This is a genomic window from Paraburkholderia sp. NPDC080076 (genome assembly GCF_050281145.1).
Taxonomy (GTDB): Bacteria; Pseudomonadota; Gammaproteobacteria; order Burkholderiales; family Burkholderiaceae; genus Paraburkholderia.
This window is the reverse complement of sequence record NZ_JBNNWQ010000010.1, coordinates 271,096-294,492: the sequence shown is the minus strand read 5'-3', so window position 1 is coordinate 294,492 and position 23,397 is coordinate 271,096. Positions and strand designations below refer to the sequence as shown.

General features: G+C 64.7%; 16 protein-coding genes. 3 read left to right on the top strand and 13 right to left on the bottom strand.

What is annotated here, in order from left to right; all coding sequences use genetic code 11:
• From ACQKRQ_RS33005 to ACQKRQ_RS32975, 7 genes are all read right to left on the bottom strand, one after another.
• Positions 1–665, bottom strand: a 665-nt coding sequence (locus tag ACQKRQ_RS33005; RefSeq protein ID WP_427481595.1) for a DUF2515 family protein, incomplete at its 3' end; no start/stop codon positions are given.
• Between the two features lie 14 nt (positions 666–679).
• Entirely contained in the window at positions 680–3,379 is a 2,700-nt protein-coding gene (locus ACQKRQ_RS33000) for a type VI secretion system Vgr family protein (protein ID WP_427481593.1), read from the bottom strand.
• A gap of 367 nt (positions 3,380–3,746) precedes the next feature.
• Positions 3,747–4,601: an AraC family transcriptional regulator gene (locus ACQKRQ_RS32995; protein WP_427481591.1), complete on the bottom strand. Its 855-nt coding sequence runs from the start codon at positions 4,599–4,601 to the stop codon at positions 3,747–3,749.
• A gap of 20 nt (positions 4,602–4,621) precedes the next feature.
• A complete protein-coding gene (locus tag ACQKRQ_RS32990; protein ID WP_427481589.1) occupies positions 4,622–5,335 on the bottom strand; it encodes an alanyl-tRNA editing protein in 714 nt (237 codons plus the stop codon).
• Positions 5,336–5,549: 214 nt separating this feature from the next.
• Positions 5,550–5,957, bottom strand: a complete 408-nt coding sequence (locus ACQKRQ_RS32985; protein WP_427481588.1) for a hypothetical protein — start codon at positions 5,955–5,957, stop codon at positions 5,550–5,552.
• A complete protein-coding gene (locus ACQKRQ_RS32980; protein ID WP_427481586.1) occupies positions 5,954–7,108 on the bottom strand; it encodes a cupin-like domain-containing protein in 1,155 nt (384 codons plus the stop codon). The genes ACQKRQ_RS32985 and ACQKRQ_RS32980 overlap by 4 nt, the downstream gene beginning before the upstream one ends.
• Positions 7,105–8,058, bottom strand: a complete 954-nt coding sequence (locus ACQKRQ_RS32975; protein WP_427481584.1) for a TylF/MycF/NovP-related O-methyltransferase — start codon at positions 8,056–8,058, stop codon at positions 7,105–7,107. The genes ACQKRQ_RS32980 and ACQKRQ_RS32975 overlap by 4 nt, the downstream gene beginning before the upstream one ends.
• A 318-nt stretch (positions 8,059–8,376) precedes the next feature.
• On the opposite strand from ACQKRQ_RS32975, the gene ACQKRQ_RS32970 reads away from it, so the two are divergent.
• Positions 8,377–9,039: a DUF3455 domain-containing protein gene (locus tag ACQKRQ_RS32970; RefSeq protein ID WP_427481582.1), complete on the top strand. Its 663-nt coding sequence runs from the start codon at positions 8,377–8,379 to the stop codon at positions 9,037–9,039.
• Between the two features lie 20 nt (positions 9,040–9,059).
• Complete coding sequence (locus ACQKRQ_RS32965) at positions 9,060–10,136, top strand: LLM class flavin-dependent oxidoreductase (protein WP_427481580.1); 1,077 nt, start codon at positions 9,060–9,062, stop codon at positions 10,134–10,136.
• A gap of 47 nt (positions 10,137–10,183) precedes the next feature.
• On the opposite strand, the gene ACQKRQ_RS32960 is transcribed toward ACQKRQ_RS32965, so the two are convergent.
• The 4 genes from ACQKRQ_RS32960 to ACQKRQ_RS32945 form a co-directional block, all read right to left on the bottom strand.
• Positions 10,184–13,714: a hypothetical protein gene (locus ACQKRQ_RS32960; RefSeq protein ID WP_427481578.1), complete on the bottom strand. Its 3,531-nt coding sequence runs from the start codon at positions 13,712–13,714 to the stop codon at positions 10,184–10,186.
• A 211-nt stretch (positions 13,715–13,925) separates the two neighbouring features.
• Complete coding sequence (locus ACQKRQ_RS32955; protein ID WP_427481577.1) at positions 13,926–15,290, bottom strand: polysaccharide pyruvyl transferase family protein; 1,365 nt, start codon at positions 15,288–15,290, stop codon at positions 13,926–13,928.
• Entirely contained in the window at positions 15,287–17,245 is a 1,959-nt protein-coding gene (gene menD / locus ACQKRQ_RS32950; RefSeq protein ID WP_427481575.1) for a 2-succinyl-5-enolpyruvyl-6-hydroxy-3-cyclohexene-1-carboxylic-acid synthase, read from the bottom strand. The genes ACQKRQ_RS32955 and menD overlap by 4 nt, the downstream gene beginning before the upstream one ends.
• A complete protein-coding gene (locus tag ACQKRQ_RS32945) occupies positions 17,245–18,342 on the bottom strand; it encodes a Rieske 2Fe-2S domain-containing protein (RefSeq protein ID WP_427481574.1) in 1,098 nt (365 codons plus the stop codon). The genes menD and ACQKRQ_RS32945 overlap by 1 nt, the downstream gene beginning before the upstream one ends.
• Positions 18,343–18,837: 495 nt before the next feature.
• Here ACQKRQ_RS32945 and ACQKRQ_RS32940 point away from each other — a divergent pair, with 495 nt between their 5' ends.
• Positions 18,838–19,905: a response regulator transcription factor gene (locus ACQKRQ_RS32940; protein WP_243658512.1), complete on the top strand. Its 1,068-nt coding sequence runs from the start codon at positions 18,838–18,840 to the stop codon at positions 19,903–19,905.
• Positions 19,906–20,015: 110 nt separating this feature from the next.
• Here ACQKRQ_RS32940 and sctC read toward each other — a convergent pair whose 3' ends face one another.
• Positions 20,016–21,806 carry a type III secretion system outer membrane ring subunit SctC gene (sctC, locus tag ACQKRQ_RS32935; RefSeq protein WP_427481572.1) on the bottom strand — a complete coding sequence of 597 codons (1,791 nt, stop codon included), beginning with the start codon at positions 21,804–21,806 and terminating at the stop codon, positions 20,016–20,018.
• 78 nt (positions 21,807–21,884) lie between these two features.
• Positions 21,885–23,360, bottom strand: coding sequence for a helix-turn-helix domain-containing protein (locus ACQKRQ_RS32930; RefSeq protein WP_427481571.1), 1,476 nt, complete (start codon positions 23,358–23,360; stop codon positions 21,885–21,887).
• Between the last annotated feature and the right edge of the window lie 37 nt (positions 23,361–23,397).

The window sequence follows — 23,397 nt, the reverse complement described above, 5'->3', positions numbered from 1 at the left end:
ACCAGCGGCGTGGCACGTAAATAACCCAGCTTCTGCTTTTTGACTCCAGTCTCACCATCGATCTCATACGGAATCTTATCGATCGACCTCTCAAAGCCTTTCTGATTACTCAAGTTTCTTCCGACCGCATCGACGAAGTGCCGACTATCGCGCGCCGTCACACATTCACTGAACGTCGCCGCCCCCGCCGCATAGCCATAATGCCAGGGCAGTACATCATTGAAGAGCCACAGATTGCCGTTACCCAAACCTTCATACAGCGCGCTCCATCTGGCTATGCGCACCCGTTTCAACTCCAGCGTGACCGCCACCTGCTTGGCAGCGAACGCGCCCAGTCCCACCCAATAGAACCGCCCGATCTTGTCCTTCTGCCCAAGATGAAACTCCTCGAGGTACATCCGGGCATAGGCCGAGGCGATGCGCCGTGCCCGCACGGCGTAGTTGCTCACGAACTCGGGGCGGGCGTTCTCAACCTGCGCGCCGGATACATAATGTTCGTTGTCCCGGTAGTCCGGAATACCATGGTCGGCCCGCACACGGTTGGAGATCTGCCGCATCGCGAACTGCTGCGCAAGCGACCAGATGACGTTGCAATCACACTGCGCATCCACGCACGTGTTCGGTTGCGGGTTCGTCTGCCCGCTTGCCTGAAGATTGGCTGCCACTACTCGTTCCTTGTTTATTCGTGTGTGCCAGGGGTGTGCGACTTACCCGACGCGGGTGCCAGTTCGTCCCAATGCAATTCGAACTTCACGTCCTGTTGATCGGGCGAATTCAGCGCCGGTGAATGGCCACCCGAATTGGTGCGGAAGATATGGCCGCCGGATGGGGTTGTCATCCTGTAGTCGACACCTGGGAGCGGCTCGCCGGTCGGCGTCAATACCTTGAACCTTTCGTCGTTGGCCTCGACTGTCGGCATGCCTTTCGCATCCACGCCTAACGGTTTGGGCGCCAGGTTGCTCAGCTTTGCGTTGACCTGGTACTGGATCGCCCCTACGGTAATCTTTCCGTTCTCAAGCCGGATGTAGCTGTCGCCACCGTTGAGCAGTATCTGCTTCGTAGCCTTGATGGTGATGCCCTCCGCAGTCTGCGTGATATCGAGTTTCGCCAGCAAGTTGATGTTCTTTTTCAGCGCCGTGATATCGATATCCTCCGCGTACGAAACAATCCGCACGCCGAGCTTGTGCGCGAAGAGACGAATGGCGTTTCGTGCGGATGCCAGAAGATTGTTGCCGCTGCTTACGCTAACGTGCCCGCCGCTGGTCAAAGCCGTGTGCGCGCCACTGGCGAGGTGCGTGCTGCCAGCGGTGGTCGCTTCAATACCGGCAGGGGACGCAATGAGCAGGTGAGGCTTGGCGAGTTCAGGAAAGTCTCCTGGTTCGCCGGTTTTCGTTCCCTTGATCTCGTCGTTCTGTTTTTTCAGCGCACCTGCAATATCGAACTGGTCCTGCCGGTCGTGAGCCCGCGCCTGAACCGCTGCATTGGCCAGCGTCTCGTGCTGGTCACGCGCCTGCGTGAGCCGCTGCACCGTCTCGCCCATGTCCTTCGCGGGGGCAGCTGCACCCGTGCGCGTCTCAGTGCTGATCAGCATGCCCTGGCCTGCACGCAGCACGCCCCATGCGTCCGTCGCCAGTTCCCAGCCCTGGCCACGTTCCTCTGTGCGTCCCTTGTTGCCGTCGATGCGCGTGTTATAGCCGAGCACCAGCCGTGACTGTGCGTAGTCGCTACTGACCTGCACCTGTAGTTTGCCGGGCGTGTCGTCAGCGACGATCTGGTTAGCCTGGAATCCTGCCAGGTCTCGCGTGCGTGTGCCGCTCAGCGCATGATTGGCCGGCAGTTTCCACGGCGGCTGTCTGAGCCGGTTGACCATCCGGTCAGCGATATACGGCTTGTCAGGATCCCCCTCGTGGTAGTTGATCGTCACTTCCTGGCCGATACGGGGCACGTAGATCGTGCCGAACGAGTCGCCCTGCCATGGTGAAGACACGCGCACCCAGCAGCTTGCGTTTATGTCCCTCGGCGTTTCCAGGTCCCACAGGTAGCAGATCTTGACCCGGCCGTACGCATCGACCCAGGTCCTCTGATCCTTGGGACCAACCACCACGGCCGTCTCCGCGTGACAGCGCGGCTTTTTCTTCGGCCTGTTCCTGAAGAACCGGTTCGGCGACTGCAGCACAAAGTCGGTCACGCACTGGTACTGGCCCGCGCCTGGCGTTCTGGCCGATGTTCTGCCCGACATCGTCGTCTCGCTCACGTTGCGGATATCGAGCGCGGTGGACACCACCAGATACTCGGCATTGATGTCCGACTCCGGGTGATCCGTGAGAAAGAACGTCCTGCCCGTCTTCAGGCCAAGCAGGTTGCCCCGGCCCCTGAGACGTTCGTTGCGCGAGTAAAGCGCATGGGCGCGCACGCCCGCGAGATAGTGCGCTTCCTCCAGATAGTTGTTCGGCTGGCCCGACAGACCCATTGCGCCGGCAAGGGGCTGTGAGTAGTCGCCCCAGTGGCGCTCTTCGGCCCGCTCCAGCTCCCCGAACGCATCATGTTCCTCGGTAAATTTCTGACTCCCACGCGTGTAGTCGTAATCGATCACGCTCACCCTGGCCGCCGTGACCCTGCGCGACGCCTTCAGCTTGTGAATATGTTCCTCATCGATACGCGCACCGTCGGGCGCGTGATAGCGAATCGAGTCATAGGCATTCCGGTGCGGCTCGTGGACACCGGGTCCATCGCATAGCACCAGCCTGTTGTTATCCTCAAAGTAGTAAATACCCCATTCTCGCCATAGCCGTGTCAGAAAATGGAAGTCAGACTCCCACATCTGCCGGACGAAGTCGCGCTCCGGGTAGCCACCTTTTAATCCGTGCGCGGACACCTTCACATCAAACAGGATCGGGTAATCGCGCAGCACCTCGCGCGTAATATCCACCACGCTCTTATTCTGGAATATGCGGCTCCGCGAATTCTTCGTGGTCAGCCACAAGGCGGGACGCACGACGAACCGGTAGTACGCGTGGCGGTCGTCGGCGCCCGTGAACTGCATACGCGTGATGACACCCGATATCAGGCGGGTGCCCGCGCCCAGGTTGCTCTGGCTCCGGTTCCCGGGCAAGCCGGGAATGAAGGTTCCCTTCCCGTCGAACTCGATCGCGATGGTGATGTCCCTGCCAATCAATTTATCTGGCACGACCTGCAGTTTGGTGTCGATCTGGGAAATTCTCGGCGAGTACTTCGTCGCCATGTCGAGTGTGTATTTGTATAGCTTGCCGAGCGCCTCGGTGCCACGCAAACGAATGGGAGACAGGATCGGTTCACCGTACTCGGTGGGGAAGGCATCGCACGTCACGCTGAGGGTGCGTGACTGAATGGGGCTATACATGAACCCGCCCCGGCCCGACGTGAAACGTATTTGCCAGACTGAACGAGGCCTCGATCAACGTCCGGCCACATTGCGCCTCGTCTCCCAAGCCAACGGGCGGATGCTTACTCCCATTCTTCACTGCGGCTATCCTTTTTAGAAATTGCCTGCCAATTATCCGGGGGGCAGCGGCAATCGCATATAGGACAACTGTAAAGATTGGTCAAGAAATCAACTTATATATAGTTCGGATAACAAAACATATCTCAAACTCGTATCAAGCTATTGAACGGGCTTAAAGGCGCGTGCAATCCCTGCTCAGAAGTCGGACTATCCTCCATCGCGGGCTGCAAATCCGCACGCGGCACGGCCGACGCGGCAAACCCGCCTAATGCCCCGGCTTCAACGCCGCATACACCCCAGGCGTGATCCCATAAGCCCGCTTGAACAGCCGGTTGAGATGGCTTTGATCATAAAAGCCCACAGCCGCCGCAGCGGTCGCCGCGCTCTGGCCCGAGGCAAGCATGCGCTTCGCCGCCAGCAACCTCACCTGCGTCGCGTAGGCGTGCGGCGGCAGCCCGAATTCCTTGCAGAACGCACGCGTGAGGTAATAACGGCTCAGCCCCACCAGTTCCGCCAGCTCATCGACCGAGATATCGCGCTCGTAATTGGCGGCGACATACTCACGCACCAGCTCCATCTTGCGCGCTTCGCGCCGGGGTTCGCCCGACTCCTGACCTGAGCGTCCATAGCGCCCGACCAGCATCCCCATCGCAGCCCACCAGTTCGCCTGACGCTCCATCAGCGAGACGGCGCCCTGTTCATCCAGGCTCGCATGCGCCTTCACGAGCAGGCCCGCGAGATGCGGATCCTGATACAGCCCTGGCGGAATCAGCAGCGGTTTGTCGGCGCGCGCGTCGGGAGAGAAAACCGCACTGAGCGCGCCGAGCCCTTCCATGTCGAGATAGATCGCGCGATAAATCCATTCGCGGCCTTCCCAGACCTCGCCGCTATGGTATTCGCCCGGCCCGAAGACCAGCACGCTGCCGGGCCCGGCCACCTCGCTACCCGCGCGCGTATGACATTGGCCCGCGCCGGTCTCCGTCATGACGATGACGAGTTCGTCATGCAGATGCCGGTCGAACTTGTGATTGCCGTAACGGGCGCTCGCGAGACATGCGCCGTCGAGCGCGCCGTCGCGCCAGCAGACCACTTCCGGCTCGCTTTTATCCGATGTCTCCATAGCTCGCGCCCCCATGCCCCTCAAACCAGCTCGATTCTGACCCGGCGATTCCGGCGGCCCTTGTTCTCTATCTTCGCGATGCGGATGGGCCGCGACTGCGCGGTATTGGTCAGGTGTGTGCCACCGCACGCCTGCCGGTCCAGATCGCCGATCTCGACGATGCGCACCGTGCCGTCCGGCGTCGGAGGCGGCGCCACCGAGAGGCTGCGGATCAGACCTTGCGTCGCTTTCGCCTCATCGGCGCCGACATAGTAGGCGCGCACGTCCATGGCGTTGCGGATCACCTCGTTGACGGGTTCTTCCAGCAGGCGCAGCGCGTCGTTATCCGCGTCGGGCAGATCGAAGTCCATGCGCGCGGTGCCGTCGGCATTGATCTGCGCCCCGGTCACGAGCGCGCCGGCAAAGCGCTGATACACCAGCGCGTTGAGAATATGCGTACCGGTATGGAGCTGGGCGACCGTGGCGCGGCGCGCCGCGTCGATGGCGACGTGCACGTTGCCGGCCAGCTCCAGCGGTTCGTCGAGCAGATGCCAGAGTAGGTCGCCTTCCGCCGCGACGCCGGTAATGCGCACCGCGCCGTGCGCGTGCGTCAGCGTGGCCGCGTCCGACACCTGGCCGCCGCCGCCCGGATGCAGGGCGGAACGGCCCAGCAAGACCGCGCCGGGCCGCGCGGCGATCACGGCCGTTTCAAAGTCCAGCAGGTCCGGCTGCTCATGGCAAAGATAATGCGGCACCTTGATGTCCTCGCAGGAATTGACTGAGTATGCCTAGCATAACCAGTCCCGTGGGAGGCCGTCTTGGTTAAAAATGCCCTGCGGGGGGGCGGATCGCCGCAACTTGGCTTTCGATCAGGCTGACAGCGTCTGCGGGTAGTTCGGATTGTTCGACGCGCCCAGCGACAGATCGACGTTCAGCTCGTTGAAAGGAGACGAGCCGCTGCGCCGGCCGTCACTGGAACTGCGCGGTGCCGCGCGCGGCTTGTGCTTCGCAGTAGGCCAGATACTTGTCGTAGGCCTCTTGCGGCGGCATTTTGGCGTAGCGTCCGTATAGACGTTCAATGAAAATCGACAACTCCGCCTGCGCATAGACCTGACGTTCGATCGGCATCGCCGCGGCCACGCCTTGTGCCTTGTGCAGTTCGTCCGCTTTGCTCACGCCGGCGTCGCGGTCCTGCGCGATCAGCTTCGCGTTGTTCGCCCGCATCGTGCAGACCTGCGTCATCGCCGACGAGGCCTGCGCGTATGCGGCAAGCGGGGTCGACAGCGCCGCCGACGTCAACACCATCGCCGCCGACACGCGGCGTATCCATGGCAGATAGCGGACATGCCGCGGGTCGCTTCGGTTTGCTGCGTTCATCCGGTCCTCGATGTAGTCGCTGTGTTGGATAGATTCGTTCGTGACGGCGCGGCTTCGCGCAGCAGCGCCGCAGTCGTTGCGTCGTCGGCAAAACGGCTGATCGACAGCACGTGATCCAATGCCCACACGCAGTGAAACCAGCCGGTTGGAATCACCAGCAGGTCGCCTGGTTCCAGCACGACGTCGACACTTTGCGCATCGGCGAAACGCGGGAAGCGGGTCAAGTCGGGCACCGCCGCATCGACCCGGCACGGCCGGTAGGTGTTGAAGGCATCGAGCGCATAGACCGCGTTTTCTTGCCTGGGTGAATAAAGCCGCACGCGTTTGCGGCCGTGAATCTGCGCGAGAAACGAGTTCGCCAGATCGCAGTGCAAACGCGTGACCAGCGCAGCCGCGCTCGCTCGCCCGAACCACAGCTGTCCCGCGCCGAACAGGCGGGCCGGCAGCATCGGCAGTGAAAAGCGCACTTCCCACGCGGGCGGCAACAGGCAGCCTTCGGTGTAGGTCGCGGCGCCCGCGTCGGACGCGTGATGCGCTGCGAATCCGTCGATGAAATCGGCGACGCTCTGCGCGGCGCCGCTCGATGGGTCCGCACGCAACACGGTCGCGCCTTCATGGGCGCGCCAGTCATCGAGCGTCCACGCGACTTCCGGCCAGTCGATCATGTCGCGCAATAGCAGCGGCACGCAAGCATCGAGCGTGTCGGCAAGTACCGCGCACAGGTCATGAGCGTCGCCATCGCTTGCGCGTAAAGTCGGCACATCGTCGAGCGAGGCCGGTGCGCGCCGCCGCGCGCGTTCGAGCGCCGCGCGGCCCGCCGCCGAGGGACGTTTGAGCAATTGCAGCCAGTACGCGGCAAGCCGCGCCGAGCCCTCGATCCGCACGCCGCCAAGCGCCATGGCCGCGGCGCTGCGCGGGTCGAAACCGGTTGGTTCGTCGAGCATGGCGCTCAACAGCGTGCGGTTCAACGTGATGCGCGCCTTGGCGCAATACGGATTGCGAGCGGCAATCGGTGTCGATTCGATCATCGGGCCGAGCACGAAACGGCGGCTCTCGTCCGCGCAATCGCTGACGATCAGATCGACGGCCACCGTTTGCGGCGGCGCCAGGTAATGCTCTGCGAGCCGCGCGTGCAACAGCGCGTTCATCATGGCTTGCACCAGTAGACCGCCTGGCCGTTGACGCGCACCAGCGGCGCATCGATCCGATGCAGCGCGCGATATTCGTCCACGGCGCGCGCGCAACCCGTCGGCAAACCGTAGTCGTCGACGATCACGAAGCCGCCCGGCGACAAACGCGGATATAGCGCCTCGAGCGCCACGCGTGTCGATTCGTACCAGTCGCCGTCGAGCCGCATCAACGCGAGGCGCTCGATCGGCGCATCCGGCAGCGTGTCGGCGAACCAGCCCGGCAGGAAGCGCACGCGGCGATCGAGCAGCCCCGCCCGCGCGAACGACTCGCGCACGGTCGCCAGATCGCTGCGCAGCAGACTGACCGCGCCCATCAGGTGATGCCAGATAGCCTCGCGCAGATCGCTGGCCGGGTCCGGCGCGGGCAGCCCCGCGAACGAATCCGCGACCCATACGTTGCGGCCACGATCGCCGAACGCGGTCAGCGCGGCGCGCATCAGAATGGTCACGCCACCGCGCCAGACGCCGGTTTCGATGAAGTCGCCCGGCACCTGCTGATCGATCACCCCGCGCGCCAATGCCACGACGTTATCGAGCAGCACGTCGTCGCACATCGTCAGACGGCGCGACTCGTGGTGCATGTGGTTGAGCGCATCCGCCATGCGCGCCGGTTCGACGCCGGCGACTTCGGCTGCCGTGCGCTGCAGGGGCGCGAGCCAGTCGGCGAACATACGGTCGGCAGCGGCGAGACGCGCGCTGCAACCGGCGGCGGTGATCGGCGGGGTCTCGCGTGTGTTGTCCGATGGCGCAAGCCCGTCAGGTTCGACGGCCCCGCCGCCGATGTAGCGGCGGATCATCGCCAGATAGGCGGCGGCGCGAACGTCTTGCGCAAGCGGCATGAATGACCGCGGTTCCGGATCGAGCAAGGAGTCAAAGGACACGCCTGGGGGAGTCGGGAGAGTCAATTCCATCGCCGGTTCGGGTGGGGGCGCGGGCCGTTGTCAGAAGGAGAACTGCGAAGACGCTGTCACGTGTGCCGTGATGATCGCGGCGGCAAACCTGAGCCAGTATCGACCGACGCCGGCTGACGTTCGACGGGATCGCGAACGGATGCATGGTCACGCGAACCACCGCCTGCCGCTGCTGCGCTATCTCGCCGCCAAGCTTCACAGCGCCGACGCGTCCTCATCCGCCACGTGCGCTTTTCAATCCTCTCGTTCGTATCGACGCCCCCATCCACGCGCGGGATCAGGTGTGATGGCAGCATCGCTCGCCCTTCCTCGCCACCGATGACTGGTTTTCCGCCCCGCCTCGCGCCCTCGCTGCGCCCGTCGCTGATCTGCCTCGCCGCGTGCTGCGCGCTGGCGCTCGCCGCCTGCGCGACGCCGCCCATGCCGCCGCCCACCTCCGACGCGTCCTTGCCCCCGGAACTGCGCGCCGGCCAGCACGAAGTGTTGCAGGAAGTGATGACCACGCACGGCGACGAAACCTACGTGTGCCGGCGCATCAAAGCCGCCACGCAGCCCGGCATGGCGCTGCCCGGCGTCGCCCGCGACGGCACCCAGCTGCTGTGGGACCCGCTGGGTTCGGAAGCCATCCTCGTCGACTCGAACGGCCAGAGCGCCGGCACTGTCGCGCCGGGCCGCTACTTCCTCTCGTACGACGGCAGCTATGTGATCGGCAAGGTCGCGGCGGAAAGCCAGGTGGGCGCGAATGCGCTGACGTGGGTGCGCTACACCGCGCGCTTCGTCGCCGCGCCGCGTCCCGGCGAGGGCCGTTTCGCCGACATCAGTTCGATCCAGCGCATCGATACCTCGGGCGGCCTGCCGCCGCAGCCGGATTGCGAGGTCGAAGGCGCGCATCTGCTCGTACCGTATGGTGCAACCTACATGTTCTATCGCGCCAAAGGCCTCGCACCGGTCGCCTTGTCGGCGAACCAGGCCGCGCACTGACATTCGCGCAGGAGTCGACGATGCAATTCGGTTTGTTCATGACGTTGCCGGCTCCCGAGCCCGCGCCCGCCGCCGAGCTTTACCAGCGCGCCATCGCCATGGCGGAAGCCGCCGACGTGCTCGGCTTCAGTCATTTGTGGCTCGCCGAGCATCACTTCACGAATTACTCGCACTCGTCGCGACCGTTGATGCTGCTCTCGCATATCGCCGCGCGCACCCGCCATTTGCGGCTTGGGCCGGCGATCGTGCCGGTGCCGCTGCATCATCCGCTGGTGATCGCGGAAGAACTCGCCACGCTCGACGTGCTGAGCGGCGGACGCGTCGAAGCCGGGCTCGGCAGCGGTTACCAAAGCTACCAGTACGAGCGCTTCCAGCTCGTCAAAGGCACGACCTCGGCCCGCGACGACGAAGCGATCGACGTGCTGCTCAAAGCGCTGCGCGAGCCTCTGTTCTCGCATCACGGCGAGCACTTCAGCGTGCCGCGCACGGGCCTCGTGCCGCAACCGCTGCAACGTGCAATCCCGTTGTGGCTGGTGGTCAATTCGAGCCGGCGGGCGTCGGTCGAACAGGCTGTGAAGCGGCGCGCCAATCTCTTCACCGGCGTGCTCGAACCGATCTCGAAGCTGACTGACGTAAGGCGCCACTATCCGGACCTTGCCGGCGCGCTGGCCAGCGTGCGCATCGGCACGCAGCGGCCCGTGTTCGTCGCGCAAAACGAGGCGCAGGCGCGCGAGGCCGTCGAGCATGCGCGCTGGAATGGACGCGCGACGCTGCGTCTGCGTCACGACATGGGCGAGGTGGTCGACGGCATCGTGCCGGCGGCGCCGCTACCCGACGAACCGTCCGACGCGGTGCTGCGCAGCGACTTTCTCGTGATCGGCACCGCCGACGAATGCATTCACCAGTTGCGCCGGATTCAAGAAGGTCTCGGCTGCGACTACTTCAGCGCGAGCTTCTGGTTCGGCTCGATGCCACATGGCATGGCGATGGAGTCGATGCGCCGGTTCGCGCGGGACGTCATGCCGGCATTCGCGCATGCCCGTGATTCGGGCGGGGAGAAAGCGCCGCATGCGTGGGAGTCGACACTAGCGTGGTGATGTTGCGGTGACACGCGGGTCCGCAACGCGGCCCCGCTCGAGCGAGACTACTCGTTCATCCTGCCGAGGACTTCTCCCAGGAAGCCGCCTACAGGCTCGATGGGCGGCAATTGCGGTGGGCCATTGCTTTCGGTGCTGGCGCGCGGGGAAGATGAAGGTGTAGTCGTCGTGGATGTCGAGGTCGTGGTGTTGTCCGGCGTCGATGCCTCTGCCGCGCTCACTGCCGGCGCGATAACGTTAGCCGATGCCGCCGTGTTATTCGATGTCGATGCGCTAGCGTTGTTCGACGGCAAAACATTGCCCGCCCCCGACGATGCGACGCTCCCGCTTCTCGAAGGCGCACGACCCAGCGCGTTCCCCAAGTCAGGCTTGCCGCCGTGCAGAGTGAAAGTGCGCTTCGACTGACCGTCGTAGCACACCACCGCGCCAATTGGCGCATTGGCGCCACCCGTGCCGCCAATACGCCGAAGCCCCTGCCCAGCCGCCGTATCGACGAGCGCGACCGTCGCACCCGGCTTGCCGAAAACGCCCGCCGCGACGTTCACGATAGTCTCCGCGTCACGCGCCACATCGACAGGCAGCAGCGGCCGAGCATGGCTGGCTTCGCCCTCACCTTCAGCTTGACTCTGATTCCCCGCCTCGGCTTCGGTCCGCTTTCTGCGCAACTCTCCGATCACCGCCTCGCGCGCCTGCATCACCTGCTTATGCATCGTGCTCGAAGACGCGTCGCTTTTACCCGAGAAATTCTGATGCAGCGCGTACAACATCGAATCGAGGCCCGGCGTGCCGGGGTTGTCGATCACATCGACGCCGGCCTCTTCGAAATGACTGCGCCACTGCAAAGGCTCGGCTGCGTCCGACGGTTCGAGCTGAACATGCCGGGCCGCATTCGCCGCGCGATTGCGGCCCGGCTGGTCGAGCGCGACCGTGGAAAAACGCCGCCGCACGTTCTCACCGAACAGATGACCTTCGAGCCACTTGCACGCGTCTTTCTCCGGCATGTCATTGAGGGTGGCGATGTCCTTTTCGGTGAAGCGGCAATCGCGCAACATGTTCCGCGCCTGCACGCCGCCCTCGCCGCCCGCCCGCCAGCTCGCGACAAACTGCCGGATCGCGAACGGCGGATTGTCCTGCGCAAAGCGCGTTCTGAACTCCGTGGCGATGTCGTCGGGATTTCTGCCCTGGTATGGGGCTTTGTCGAAACCCACCTCGCCCTTCACCGTACCCGCGGACAATTGTTCGGATAACGTTCTGATCGCCGTGTCGGGCCGGTAAGCCGCATGCTCGAGAAAGTGGGTCTTGAGTGCGGCAAACGACTCATCCGGATTCGAGCCGTCGGCGATAGCTCGCAACTCGTCGGAGTCGTATGTCTGAGCCTCGTCGTCGATCAGCTTGCGCGCCTCGTTGCGATGAAACTCCGAGCTCACCCCGCCGCGTTCATCGGCCAGCTTGCGCAGGGCGATCAATACATTGTTCTCGGGATGCTTTGCCGCGAGGAACTCCCGCGCGCCCGCATGGTTGCCGCTCAACTCCAGTGCGTTGAGCTTCCTGATATCCGCTTCGCTGAGCTTCAGTTCGCCGCGCAGAAACATGTCGCGGTTCTTCAGATCCTTCGTCGGCGCGCCGCCTGTTTCGATTCTTTCACGCAGACGTGGCATCGCGCGCATTAGCGCTTCCTCGTGCATCTTCGAGTCGATCGGCCGCGCGTTCTTTTGCGTGATATAGCTGACGATGCCGCGGCGCCCCGCATAGATCAGATACACCGGACTCAGCACCGCGCGCGACGCGCTCAGCTGTCCGGCAGTCGCGGCGGCCACGGGATTCACGGCGAGTTCGGCGACGCCCATCGCCATGTTCACTCCGCCGTACGCGATTTGCACCTTGGCGTGGCGCTTTTCTTCCTTGAGGTTATCGAGGTTGAGCCCCTGGTATGCCGTCACGTGATGCTTCAGCATCTCGGGCGGCTCGGCGGTTTGCGCTGGTATGCCGCTCGGTTTCAACGGCACGACCTTCGCGTTGTAGCGCCGCTTGAGCGTTTGCAGCCGCTCGATTGTCGCGCCGTCGGAGAAATGTTTCACCAGCGCCACGCGGATATCGCTGCGCTGATATCTCGTCGTGGGCAAGGTGGCATCGCTTCTCCAGAAACGCCACGAGTCGAAGTGCAGCGTGTCGCGCACACGCGTCTTGTCGGCGGCGGACAGGTTCTGGTAGCGGGCCAGAAAGGCCTCCGGATTGCCTGAACGGGCGATGGCCGACAAGGCGTTCTTGTCGAGCTCGCCGGTCTTGAGTTCGTCGGGTAACGTGCTCAGGTCCGGGCCGACGCGCCTGCCGCGCGACTCCTTCCTGACCGTCTTCATCTCGTCGAGCACCGCGCTGATTCGCGCCGGGTCCGCCACCGCGCCGGCCCCGCCATGCTCGCTCACCGTACCGGTTCCGCCCTCCATCGCCGCCGCGCTGGTTCCGCCTTGCTCCAGCGCCGCGTTGGCTCCGCCCTGATTCAGATCGGACTTGATGAACGCATCGATCACGTCCTCGCGAATCGCGCGGCGCGTGCTCGCCGTGTTCAGATTCGTCTTGCGGGTGAAGTTCAGCACATTGAGCTTGTTCTGCTCGCCCGCGAAATGCAGCGTCTTGTTCAACGCCCGCTGTCCGTCGGGACCAAGCGCGTCGAAATTCTCCACGAATTTCCGCACGTCGCCTTCGCCGCGCTGACGCAAGATCGAATAGACGTTCGGGTCGATATCGCGCCTGCTGTGCAAATCGTCGAGCGCCTGCATCGTCTCGCTCGTCGTGTCCTCGCGCGCGCTCGCGGGATGGTTGAGCGCGGCGCCGAACGCATGGGTACGCTGCACGCCGCGATCGACTTTTCTGCTCTGCAGTGCGCCGGCCGCCACATACATCGCACCGGAGGCGACGGCGAGGCCGCCGTCCGCGTTCACCGGATGGGGCGGCTTGCCATACAGCGACGTGCCCGGATGCGCCACCGATTGCATGCGGCTCGCCATATTCAGCGAACCGAGTCCGACATCGCGGATCGCGCCGGGCACGGCTCGTCCGAGATTGCCCTTGCTTTGGGGCAGCACGCGCCGCGCTTCATCCCCTTCGAGCGTGCCCTTTTCCGTGGTGCTCACTGCCTGCGCATGTTTCGACAAGGTGAAAGCCTTGTGCGCCGTGCCGACTGCGGTGGAGACGATATCCAGTGCCTGCGGCACCGCGCCAAGGGCACCCGTGACTTCGGCGACCGTTTTCGTGCCTTCCGAGACGTGGCCGGACGCGCTCGCCACCCCGCCACCGGACGACACCGTGTTATTCGCGCCCCACCCCAGATAGCCGCCGGATGCGGTCGAGCCGAGCGGCGACTCGATTGACGCGACGCCCTCGCCCGTGCGCCTGGCCACGCCCGACAGCTTCGCCTTCAGCTTGCCGAGCCTGGTCAATTGGGCATTGCCTTCGCCGGTCGGCGTCGGTGTCGTTGAAGAAGAGGATTGCGTGGCGGGATCGTTCGAGCCGTGCTCGCCGTTGTTCTCGCCCGGCACGTGCCCCCCGTGATGAGAGCTTGGAATCGACGGTGTGGACATGGCGTTCTCCGGGATTTGCGGGGCTCGATCCATTAGTACATCGGAAAGGGGCACCGCGATCCGCGACAAACCGGAACTGCCGAACGGCAAAACGAAGTTTCTGTCACGCTGATGACAGAGGCCGGATTATTTCCATGCAGCCCGCATGAAGTGCTTGCAGGTCGCGTTGATCACGCGCAAACGTGCAAGGTGCAAGGGCATGAAATCGCGCTCAACCCCCGAGCACGGCGCGCAATCTCTCGCCCATCGCGTCGAAACGGGCGCGTTGTATCCGCGCGTAATCATCGTAGGCAGCGATCAGCGCGGTGCGCACCTCGCCGTTACGCAGCGATGCGATTGCTTCGAGCGCGGCATCGGCGCCGTCTTCGTGATCGCATGCCGCGCTCCATTGCGCGCAGCCCGCTTCGCTCAGCAAGCGCTCGATGCGCGTGTCCATCGAAAGGCCGAACACCGGCACGCCGTGCGACATCGCCAGCACCGCCGCGTGATAGCGCGTCGTCACCACGCACGTGGCATGCGCGACCGTGGCGGCCACTTCGTCGAGCGTATGCGGGCCGCGCGCGACGGTGTCGATGGCGAACGGCACACGCGCCGCCAGATCGGCGCACGCGCTGCGATCGAGTTGCTCCATGCCCACCAGCACCGGCGTATAGCCCTGCGCCTTCAATTCGACGGCGATCCGCGCGAAGCGGTCGAGATACGCGTGATAGGCCTCGGCGCGCGCCGCGTCCCAACTGTGGAAATGCAGCGGCCCATAACGAAACGGCGAGGCCTCACTGCGCGCGTCGAGTTCGCGGGCCCGTGCGGCGTCCGCATGCACCGGCCACCAGAACGGATTGTTCGGACACAGTGCGACGCGCCGCGCACCTTGCGCCACGTTGCCTGCTTCAGGCGGCGCCCGATAGGCCCACGCCGTATCGGCGCCCGCATGCGTGCGCACGCCGAGCGAAGCGAGTTGCGCGCGCGCAGCCTCGTTGCGGCAGATGATCTCGCCGGCCTCGGCGTTACGCTCGACGAAGCGGGTGAGCGCAACACTCATCCTGCCGCTGTCGACACCATAGGCAATCGCCGGCCGCTCATGCGCATGGGCGAGCGCGATCCCGCCGATCAGCACGCCCGCCAGCGAATCGGAAAACTTCGAGGTATAAGTCGAGCCTTCCACGTTCAGCACGAGATCGGCGTCACGCACTGCGGCGTCGAGCGCATCGGGTAAATAAGGGAGCGCCGGCGCAAGACGCAGGGTGCCGGCCAAGAGCGGATGATCGAAACAATCGCCGAGCGCGAACAGCGTGATGCGGGGCTCACGCGGTGCAAGCAGGCGTCGCAGTTGCGCGATCGTCTCGATCGTGCGCAGATCGGCGCCGGTATTGCCCGCGCCGCTGTAGCCGAGCAATAGCACGCGCGGCGCGTCACCCCGCGCACGCGCGCCGTTGCGATCGGGCGCGCGACGCGCGGCGCCGATGCGCTGCTGCATGTCGTCGAGAAAGACTTCGTCCGGTGCGCTTGCACTGGCATAGCGGTTCAACGCCGCGAGCGAACGCTCCAGCGGACTCTCGACGATGCCCCAATCCATCATGCCGCTCCCAGTGCCTGTGCAAGCTGATGCATCTGCATCGCGCCGGAATGCGGTTCGACGGCGACTTCGACGAGCGTCACGCCCGCGTGAGCGGCGGCTTCGGCGAGCGCATGGTCGAGTGCGTCACGTGTCTCGACACGCCGATGCGCCAACCCAAAAGCCTGCGCCAGCGCGCCGATGTCGAGGCGGTACGGATTGCGGATCGTGCGCCGATACGCCGGCGCCTGCGCAATCGGCAAGAAGTCGAAAATCGCGCCACCGCCGTTGTCGATCACGCAGACGCAGGCCGGTGTGCTCACGCGCTGCGCGCTCGCCAACGCCGACAGATCGTGGACCATAGCCTGATCGCCGAGCAACAGCAAGCCGGCGTCGCGCCTTGCGAGCGCCTCGCCGATGAAGGTCGACAGCGTGCCGTCGATGCCGCTCACGCCGCGGTTGACGTACACGTCCTGTCGTATCGCGCGCACGTCGTAGCCGATATCGGCATGCCGCATCGACATGGAATTGCCGAGATGGACGAAGGCAAAACCCGGCGCCGCCAGCACGCGATGAACCGCCGCCACTTCGCCCCATTCGAGCGACGCGACACAAGCGCGACGCTCGCGTGCGCCGTAACTCGCGACGCTCGCCCAGCGGTCGCGCCAGGAGAAGGCGACGGGTGTGGCGCGTGGAGGTGGAGCAATACGGCACAGCGCTTCGGCGAGCTTACGCAACGCACCCACCGAAGGCGCCGCCAACACGTCGCGCGGATCGAGCGCCTGATGCAGATAGTCATGCGCCACGCTGCAAGGCGCGATCTTGATCGTAGGCACGTCGGCCTGCGTTTCGAGGTACGCGTGCAGCACCGGCATCACCGGCGCGAGGCCGAAGCGCACGATCAATTCCGCGCGCGCCGCGGCGAGCCGCGCGGCGCCGCCGAACACATCGAACGCGTTGACGATCAACGCACCCGCCGCGCCACGCGACGCCGCTTGCGGAGCCAGCGCTGCGGGCCCCGACCGCAAGCCGCTGCCGGCATCGGCGAGCACGGGAAAACCGGTCGCGGCCGCCAACGCGAAAATGGCGTCGAGCGGCACGCCGGGTTCGGGGCCGACCACGATCAGGCCGTCCAGGCCGTCGTCGAGCGGACGGGCGCCGCGCTTCGCGCACACGCGCGCCATGATGCGCTCGACTATTTGGACCGCGCGCGTATCGGGCGTATGAGCTTGCGAAGAGACGGCGGTTTCGCACGACGCCATCGGCGCGCGCGCGGCACGCACCGTTTCCACCGAAACCGGCTGCGTCTCCACCGCGTCGTAGACGCCCACCAGCGGCACATTCACATGCACCGGCCCGCGCGTCGGCCGCCGTGCGGGCGGATGCGCATCGGCGCGCGACAACGTGCCCTCGCGATCCGCAACGCCCTCGACCATTGCGGCAAGCGCAACTGCCAGCGCACCGCGCGCCTGTGACATCGCGTGCGCCGAATCGACCGGATCGGCCAGATCCGCCTGTGCGCGCACGAACGCGCGCGTCGCGCCGAGATGATCGGCCATCTGTCCAAAGCCCGCACCGCGCAGCGCACGCGGACGGTCGCAGGTGAGCACGACGAGCGGCACGTCGGCAGTGTCCGCTTCGGTCAGCGCAGGCAGCACGTTCGCAATCGCCGAGCCGGACGTCGTGACGAGCGCCACCGGCGAACCGCTCGCCTTCGCCAGTCCGAGTGCGACGAAAGCGCCGCTGCGTTCATCGGTGCACACCATCTCGACGGCCATGCGCGGATGCGCGTCGAATGCGAGGCACATGGCGCTCGCACGTCCACCGGGGCACAGCACCGCATGACGCACACCGGCCGCGCTCAGCATTTCGACGATGCATTCGACCCACACCGCGTTGAGCGATGCGCCCTCCACGACCCCAGCCGCACGACGCGATTCGCCGCTGCCCGTGGTTGCAACGTCCAGTACCGTGGCCATCAAGCCACCACGCGCGAAGCAACCGCCACCGGCGTAATCGCGATCGTGCGCGCGGGCGCGGGCTGATCGCCGCGCTCCGCCGCGATCAGCCGCTCCATCACGCGCCGCGCGCGAATCGCACCGGCATCGATCGGCAGGAGCGCCGGCTGCATCGCCCAGAAGTCGTTGTCGCCGAGGTTGTTCTGCTGCGCTTCGAGCATGGGCAGATCCTCGCATTCAAACGGCTTCATGAGTCCTTCGACGGCATAGCGCACGAGTCCGTGCGCGGCCTCGCCCATCTCGTTCGGCAAGCCGAACGCGAAGAAGTAGTGCGTCGTGCGTTCGGTCTCCGGCGTAAGCCAATGCGCCGACGGCGCGATCAACCCGGCTTCGCGCGGCATGCCCGCCGCCGTCACGCCGACCACGATCGACAGCAGTCCGGGCGGCGTCCAGCGCACGTCCATCCAGCGATCCACGCGCGTGCCGGGCGCAATGCCGAAGCCTTGCGCGACGAACGGCTGTAACGCTTCGTCGTATGCGCTGCGGCGCACCCAGACAATGTCGTCGAGATTGCCCGACTGCACGTCGCCACGCGCAATCGCCTCGCTGCCGAGCGTGTCGGGATGAAGAAACTGGAAGTGGCTCAGATCGAGCAGATTGTCGGCGCTCAACTGATAGTGCGCGCGCGTGTGCAGATAACCGTCGTGCGTGATGTTGACCGCGGGATCGACGAACGGAAACGGCGGCAGCAAGGCGGCGTCGGCGCGCGCGGGATCGCCCGGCCAGAACCAGATCGCACCGTAACGTTCGAGCGCCGGATAGGCGCGCACCTTCGCGCCCGCGGGCACCCGGCCGTCGCCGTGCGGATTGTGCACGCACTGCCCGCTCGCGCTGAAGCGCAACCCGTGATAAAGACACTCCAGCGCGCCGTCGACGATCCGCCCTTGCGACAACGGCGCGAAGCGATGCGCACAGCGATCGTCGAGCACGACTGCGCGCTGTTCGGCGTCGCGATACAAGACCACGGGCCGCCCGAGCAGCGTGCGTGCGAATGGCTTGCGGGCGTGAACCTCGTGCGCGAAAGCGGCGACATACCAGGCGTTTAACAGAAAGGACATGAACGCACTCGCAATGGAATCGGCGGAGAAAGAAATACGGCCCGGCGCCGCTTTTGCGCCCGCCACGTGCGAGTCTAATTAGCCGGCCGTCTCACAGATTCAACAAAGCTCATGGCGACGCGAAGCCATCTTTCTTAAATTGGGCTTTCCAGATTCTCAACAAAGGTAAATATGCCTTGCAACGCTGAAAGGTGCTGCGAACCTTGCTTCGCGTGCGATTCCGGGCGGCTTAAGTCTCTTTTACCGGAACTGAAAAAGGTAACGGAAATTGCTACCGTAATTGCATACCGCCGCGCATCTCGCGGCTAATACCGGGGATCTGCACGCTAATTCACCTGAACGAAGCCATGCCAAACCAATTAGCGACCTTTCATGCTATTTCAATACATCTTGGGGCGAAACAATTCGTTACAGCCCTGATATTTTAAGGGCCTTAATTTGCGGGACACGCAATGCGATTCAGGAAGCAACCTTAAGCATCTGTCCCGGGAGGGCATGTTGAAATTCGCCGTGATGACCACCAGCAGCAGCCTGTTCAATCTGATTTGCCAATGCTTTCGCGACGATACGATCGAATGCTGCCGCTTCCTCGATGACGTCGCGCTGTCGCGGGCGATCTATCGCGAGGACTATCACGCCATCCTCGTCGACGCCGCCACGGGCATCGACGCGACGCGCGCCGTGTTCGCGCGCCGCGCCTGCTACGGCGACCGCCGCGCGCCGTTGATCGTGATCGGAGCGTTCGCCGATCGCGACAGCATCGAGCGCGCTTTCGAAGTGGGCGCCGACGACGTCGTGCTCTCGCCGATCGACCGTGGCGAACTCGAAGTCCGCACTTACCAGGCGTTGCGCCGGTTCCAGTCGCCGACGCCGGTGCAAGCCGAAGACTGGGCCGAACTCGGCCCTTACCGTCTCGACCGGCGCACGGGCACGGTCTTGATCGACGAACGCGAAATCCGCCTGACGGTGCGCGAATTCGCAATTGCGTGGCTGCTGTTCTCACGCGCCGGCGAGTACGTGAGCCGCCGTCAGATTGCGGGTGCGATCTGGAGCAGCACCGAAGATATCGTCGGGCGCACGCTCGAGCAGCACATCTACAAGCTGCGCAAGAAACTGGGATTGAACGGCGCATCCGGCGTTCAGCTTCGCACGATGTATGCGCACGGATATCGCGTCGAGTTGTGCGACGGCAAGACGGAGAGCGAAGCGATCATCGCCGGCCTGCCCGAAATCCAGCCGGCCGCGCAAACCGCCGATGCGATAGCGGCGATCACCCAGGCCGTCGACATCGATCGCAAGGAAGCCGCCGGCAAATGCATCGCGCCGACGGCCCGACCTTGCATGACGCTGGACGTGCATGCGAAAGACAGTGAAGCCGCGCGCAACGCGCAACCGTGGGGCCAGTATGCCGCGATGTGGCACGGCGGCACGGCGCACCTCGTGCACCCGGTCGCGAGCTTCGCGGCGCACGGCGAGGAGTTGCCAGGCAGCGAGGCTTCGCCGGCGCTGACGTCGTTCTCGGTGCCCGCGGCGCTATTGAGAGGCAATGCACGCCGGCGCTAAAGTTGACGCGCGGCTAACGAGGCCGCGCACCGCATCGAACGCAAGCAGGGGCAAGCGCGGTTCAAACCGCCCTTGCCCCTGCCTTCACATCGAATTCCGGCGCATGCCGATTACAGATCGAGCACCCGTGGCGATAACAGAAAGACGTGTTCCATATGCGAGCGCTGGTCGTTGTTGTACCGGAACAGCGCGCCGATGAGCGGAATCTTCGACAGACCCGGCACGCCGGTCACGCCGTTCGAGTCGTTGTCCACGCTATAGCCCGCGATCAGCAGACTCTCCCCCTCGCCCACAAAGGCTTGCGTATTGATTTCGCTGCTGGTGATCACCGGAATGTTGTCGACCTGCTGACCGGTGAGCTGACCGTCCTCGATATGCACTTCGAGCTTGATGCGCATCTGGCCGTTTTCCTGCACCACCATCGGTAGCACGCGCAATGAGACGCCCGTGGACACGCTGTACAGATCCGCTGACGTATAGCCCGATACGCGCACGAAGAACTTGGTCTTGTTGTCCATCACCGCTTCGACGTTGTCGAGCGTCGCGACCTTCGGCGATGCATCGATCTTCGCTTTCGAGGTGGTCTGCAAAGCGTTGACGCGCGCCATCAGATAGCGCCCGGCGTCGCCGAGCACAGCGGTAATCGAGGCGCCCACCGGCGTCGCGGAAACGACCGTGGTGCCGTCGGCGAGCGTCGTGGTGCCGAAGTTCGGATTGATCGAGCCGTTCGCGAAGCTGTTCTGCTGATTCGTGCCGGTGCCGGTCTGGAAGTCGAGATGGCTGTTGTGTGCACGCCAGTCCACCCCGATCTGCGCCAGCACGTCGTCGTCGATTTCGATGATGTGCGCCTCGATCTCGATCAGCTTGGGCCGCGTATCGAGCTGATCGATCAGCGTCGCGTACTGGTCGATGCGCTGTGGCGTATCGCGAATCAGCACGGAGTTGGTGGTCGGGTCCGGCTGCATGATCGGCAACGAGAGATCGCCGCCGCTCGGCGGGCTCGTCGGCGCCCCGCCCGGCGCATTCGCATAGCCGACATTGCCCGGGCTGCCGTAGTTGGACGGCTGCGCATTGCCGACCAGGCCGCCGAGCGTCGCGCCCTGCCCGTCCGCCATGTTGGGCGGCAACGGCGGGTTGTACACCTGGCCGCCGCCGCTGTCGCCGCCACCCACGTCGGTCATCGGCGGTACGCGTTGCATGTTCGGCGACATCGAAGTCTGCGACTGGCCACCACCACCGCCCCTGCCCTGTTTCGCGTGATACATGTTCGACAGGACGGTCGCCACGCCCGGCACCGTGATCGTGTTGCCGTCGATCTGCACCTTGTGATCGGCGGCCCATGCATGCTTGAGCTTGAACACGCGAATCACCGAACCGCTGCGGCGGCTCGCGTTGTCATCCAGACGACGGGCGATCTCGCTCACCATCTGCACATACTGCGGCGGCCCGTTGACGATGGCCGTGCCCGCGCTTTCGTCGTACACCACCGGAAAGCGCGAGTCGTCGACGCTCATGGTGTGCAGCGCCGCGCGCAGATCCGCGGCCGACGCATGATCGAGCTTGATCACCTGATGCGTGACGTCGTTGGCGCTGCTGATCGACAAAACACTGCCGTCATAGAACCAGACAAAGCCGAAGGTCGAGGCGAGCGTGTCCAGAAAGCGCTGCGGCGATGTGTCGAAGCGGCCGGTCACCGTGCCCTGAACGTTGCCCGCGATCGATGCGGCCACGCCCTGGCTTGCGGTGAAATCGCGCAGCACGTCTTTCAGGTCCTTGCCTTCGACGGCAATATGCACCGCGTTGCTGCGCCATCGCACCGGCGCCGCGCTGGCGGGTTGCAGCCCGCCCAGCGTGAGGGACGCCGCGAGCCACGCGGCGCAGAAGAGCGTCTTCGATTTCATGGAGTCGACTGAGTGAAGGTGAAGGAAAGAAACCGCGAGTCAAGTCGCACGCCGCCGCGGCGAGCGGCAGCGAACGCGCTATCGTTCGAGCGTCTCGGACGGCGCTTCATGAAACTGCTTGCGATATCCGTTGACGAGCGTCGAGCGGTTCTGCACGCCCCATTTGCTCGCCGCGCCTAGCACGCCACGATCGCTGGAATAAGAACGGTCGGTGAGTTCGGCGCGAATCCGTTCCATGCGCTGACGGCGGATCAATTCAGTGGGCGACAGCCCGAGGAAATTCTTGAAGGCGCTTTGCAGCGCGCGTTCGGTCACGCCGATTTCCGCGGCCACCTCGCGCACCGAGAGATCGCGCCGGTCCAGGTTGTCGAGCACATAGCTGTATGCGCGGCGATACTTGGCCGGCAGGCGCGCGCCCACATCGTCGAGTTGCGGCGAGGCTTTTGCGCTGCGTTGCAGGAACGGCGCGCGCGCCTGCGAGTCTTCGCGCAGACACTGCATCGCGACCAGCGCATAGCGGCTATACAGTTGCAGCGATTCCTGCGCGCGACCTTCGGCCTGGCGCGTTTTCGCGGTGCAGTAGAGGTATTCGAGCTGACGGTGGCCGGTGGTGCCGTTGCGGCCGATCTGATGCAGCGGCTCCAGAATCGAGCAGGCCAGATGCGGCGCCGCGCCCGCCAGCGTCGCGAGTGCGATTTCCAGTCGCAGCGTGCGCTGATAGTCGCCGAGCCCCTGCTCGCGCGACCATTGCAAATGACGCTGCAATTCGCCGATCGCATCGCGATCCGCGCAGGCGGCGAGACGCAACTGCTGCAGATAGTCGATGCGCGCGCGCAGCAATGGCGAGCGCACACCGAACACCGCGCGCGCGAGACCGTCGACGCTCATGTCAACGCCCTGACCGGACCGCGGCGCGTGTTCGCTCGACAAACCCGAATGCCAGTAGACGTGATCGCGCAGCGCCGTCGCGGCCCGCACTTCCATCTGCACAGCCAGGTCGAAACGCATCGTGGCAAGCAGTGCGTGCCAATGGCCCGCTGCATCGTCGATATCGCGCTCCACGCGTTCAAACAGATCGTCGAGCGCGTCGGCGGCTTCGCTGGTGCGGCCCAATTCATTGAGCACGCAGACGATCCCGAAGTGCGCTTCCACCGCGCGAGCCGGCTCGATCTCGGGTTCGTCCGCGACACGCGAAAAACAGGCTAGCGCGGTGCCGAGCCGGTGACGGAACAACGCCTGCCACGCGGCATTGCGGCAGGACGCCGTGCGGATCGCATGCTTCGACGAACGAATCAGTTTCTGCGAACGACGGTAGTTCTCTTCCGCCTCGACTTCGATACCCAGCATCAGTTGCAGATCGGCGTGCAGTTGCAGTGCATGCGGCGCGGCATCGGCGTGACCCGCTTCGTCGGCCCAGCGGCTCGCGAGCTGGCTCGCGGCGCTCACCTTGCCGTCGAGCAAGGTGTCGAGGAAACGGCCGGACAGTGGCGTGTGTTTGCAAGGTGCGGGCGTCGCGAGTGCGGACACCACGGGGAAGTAAAGCATCGAGAACATGGACGACTCCTCTGAGTGCAGGAACGCGTCGCACGCG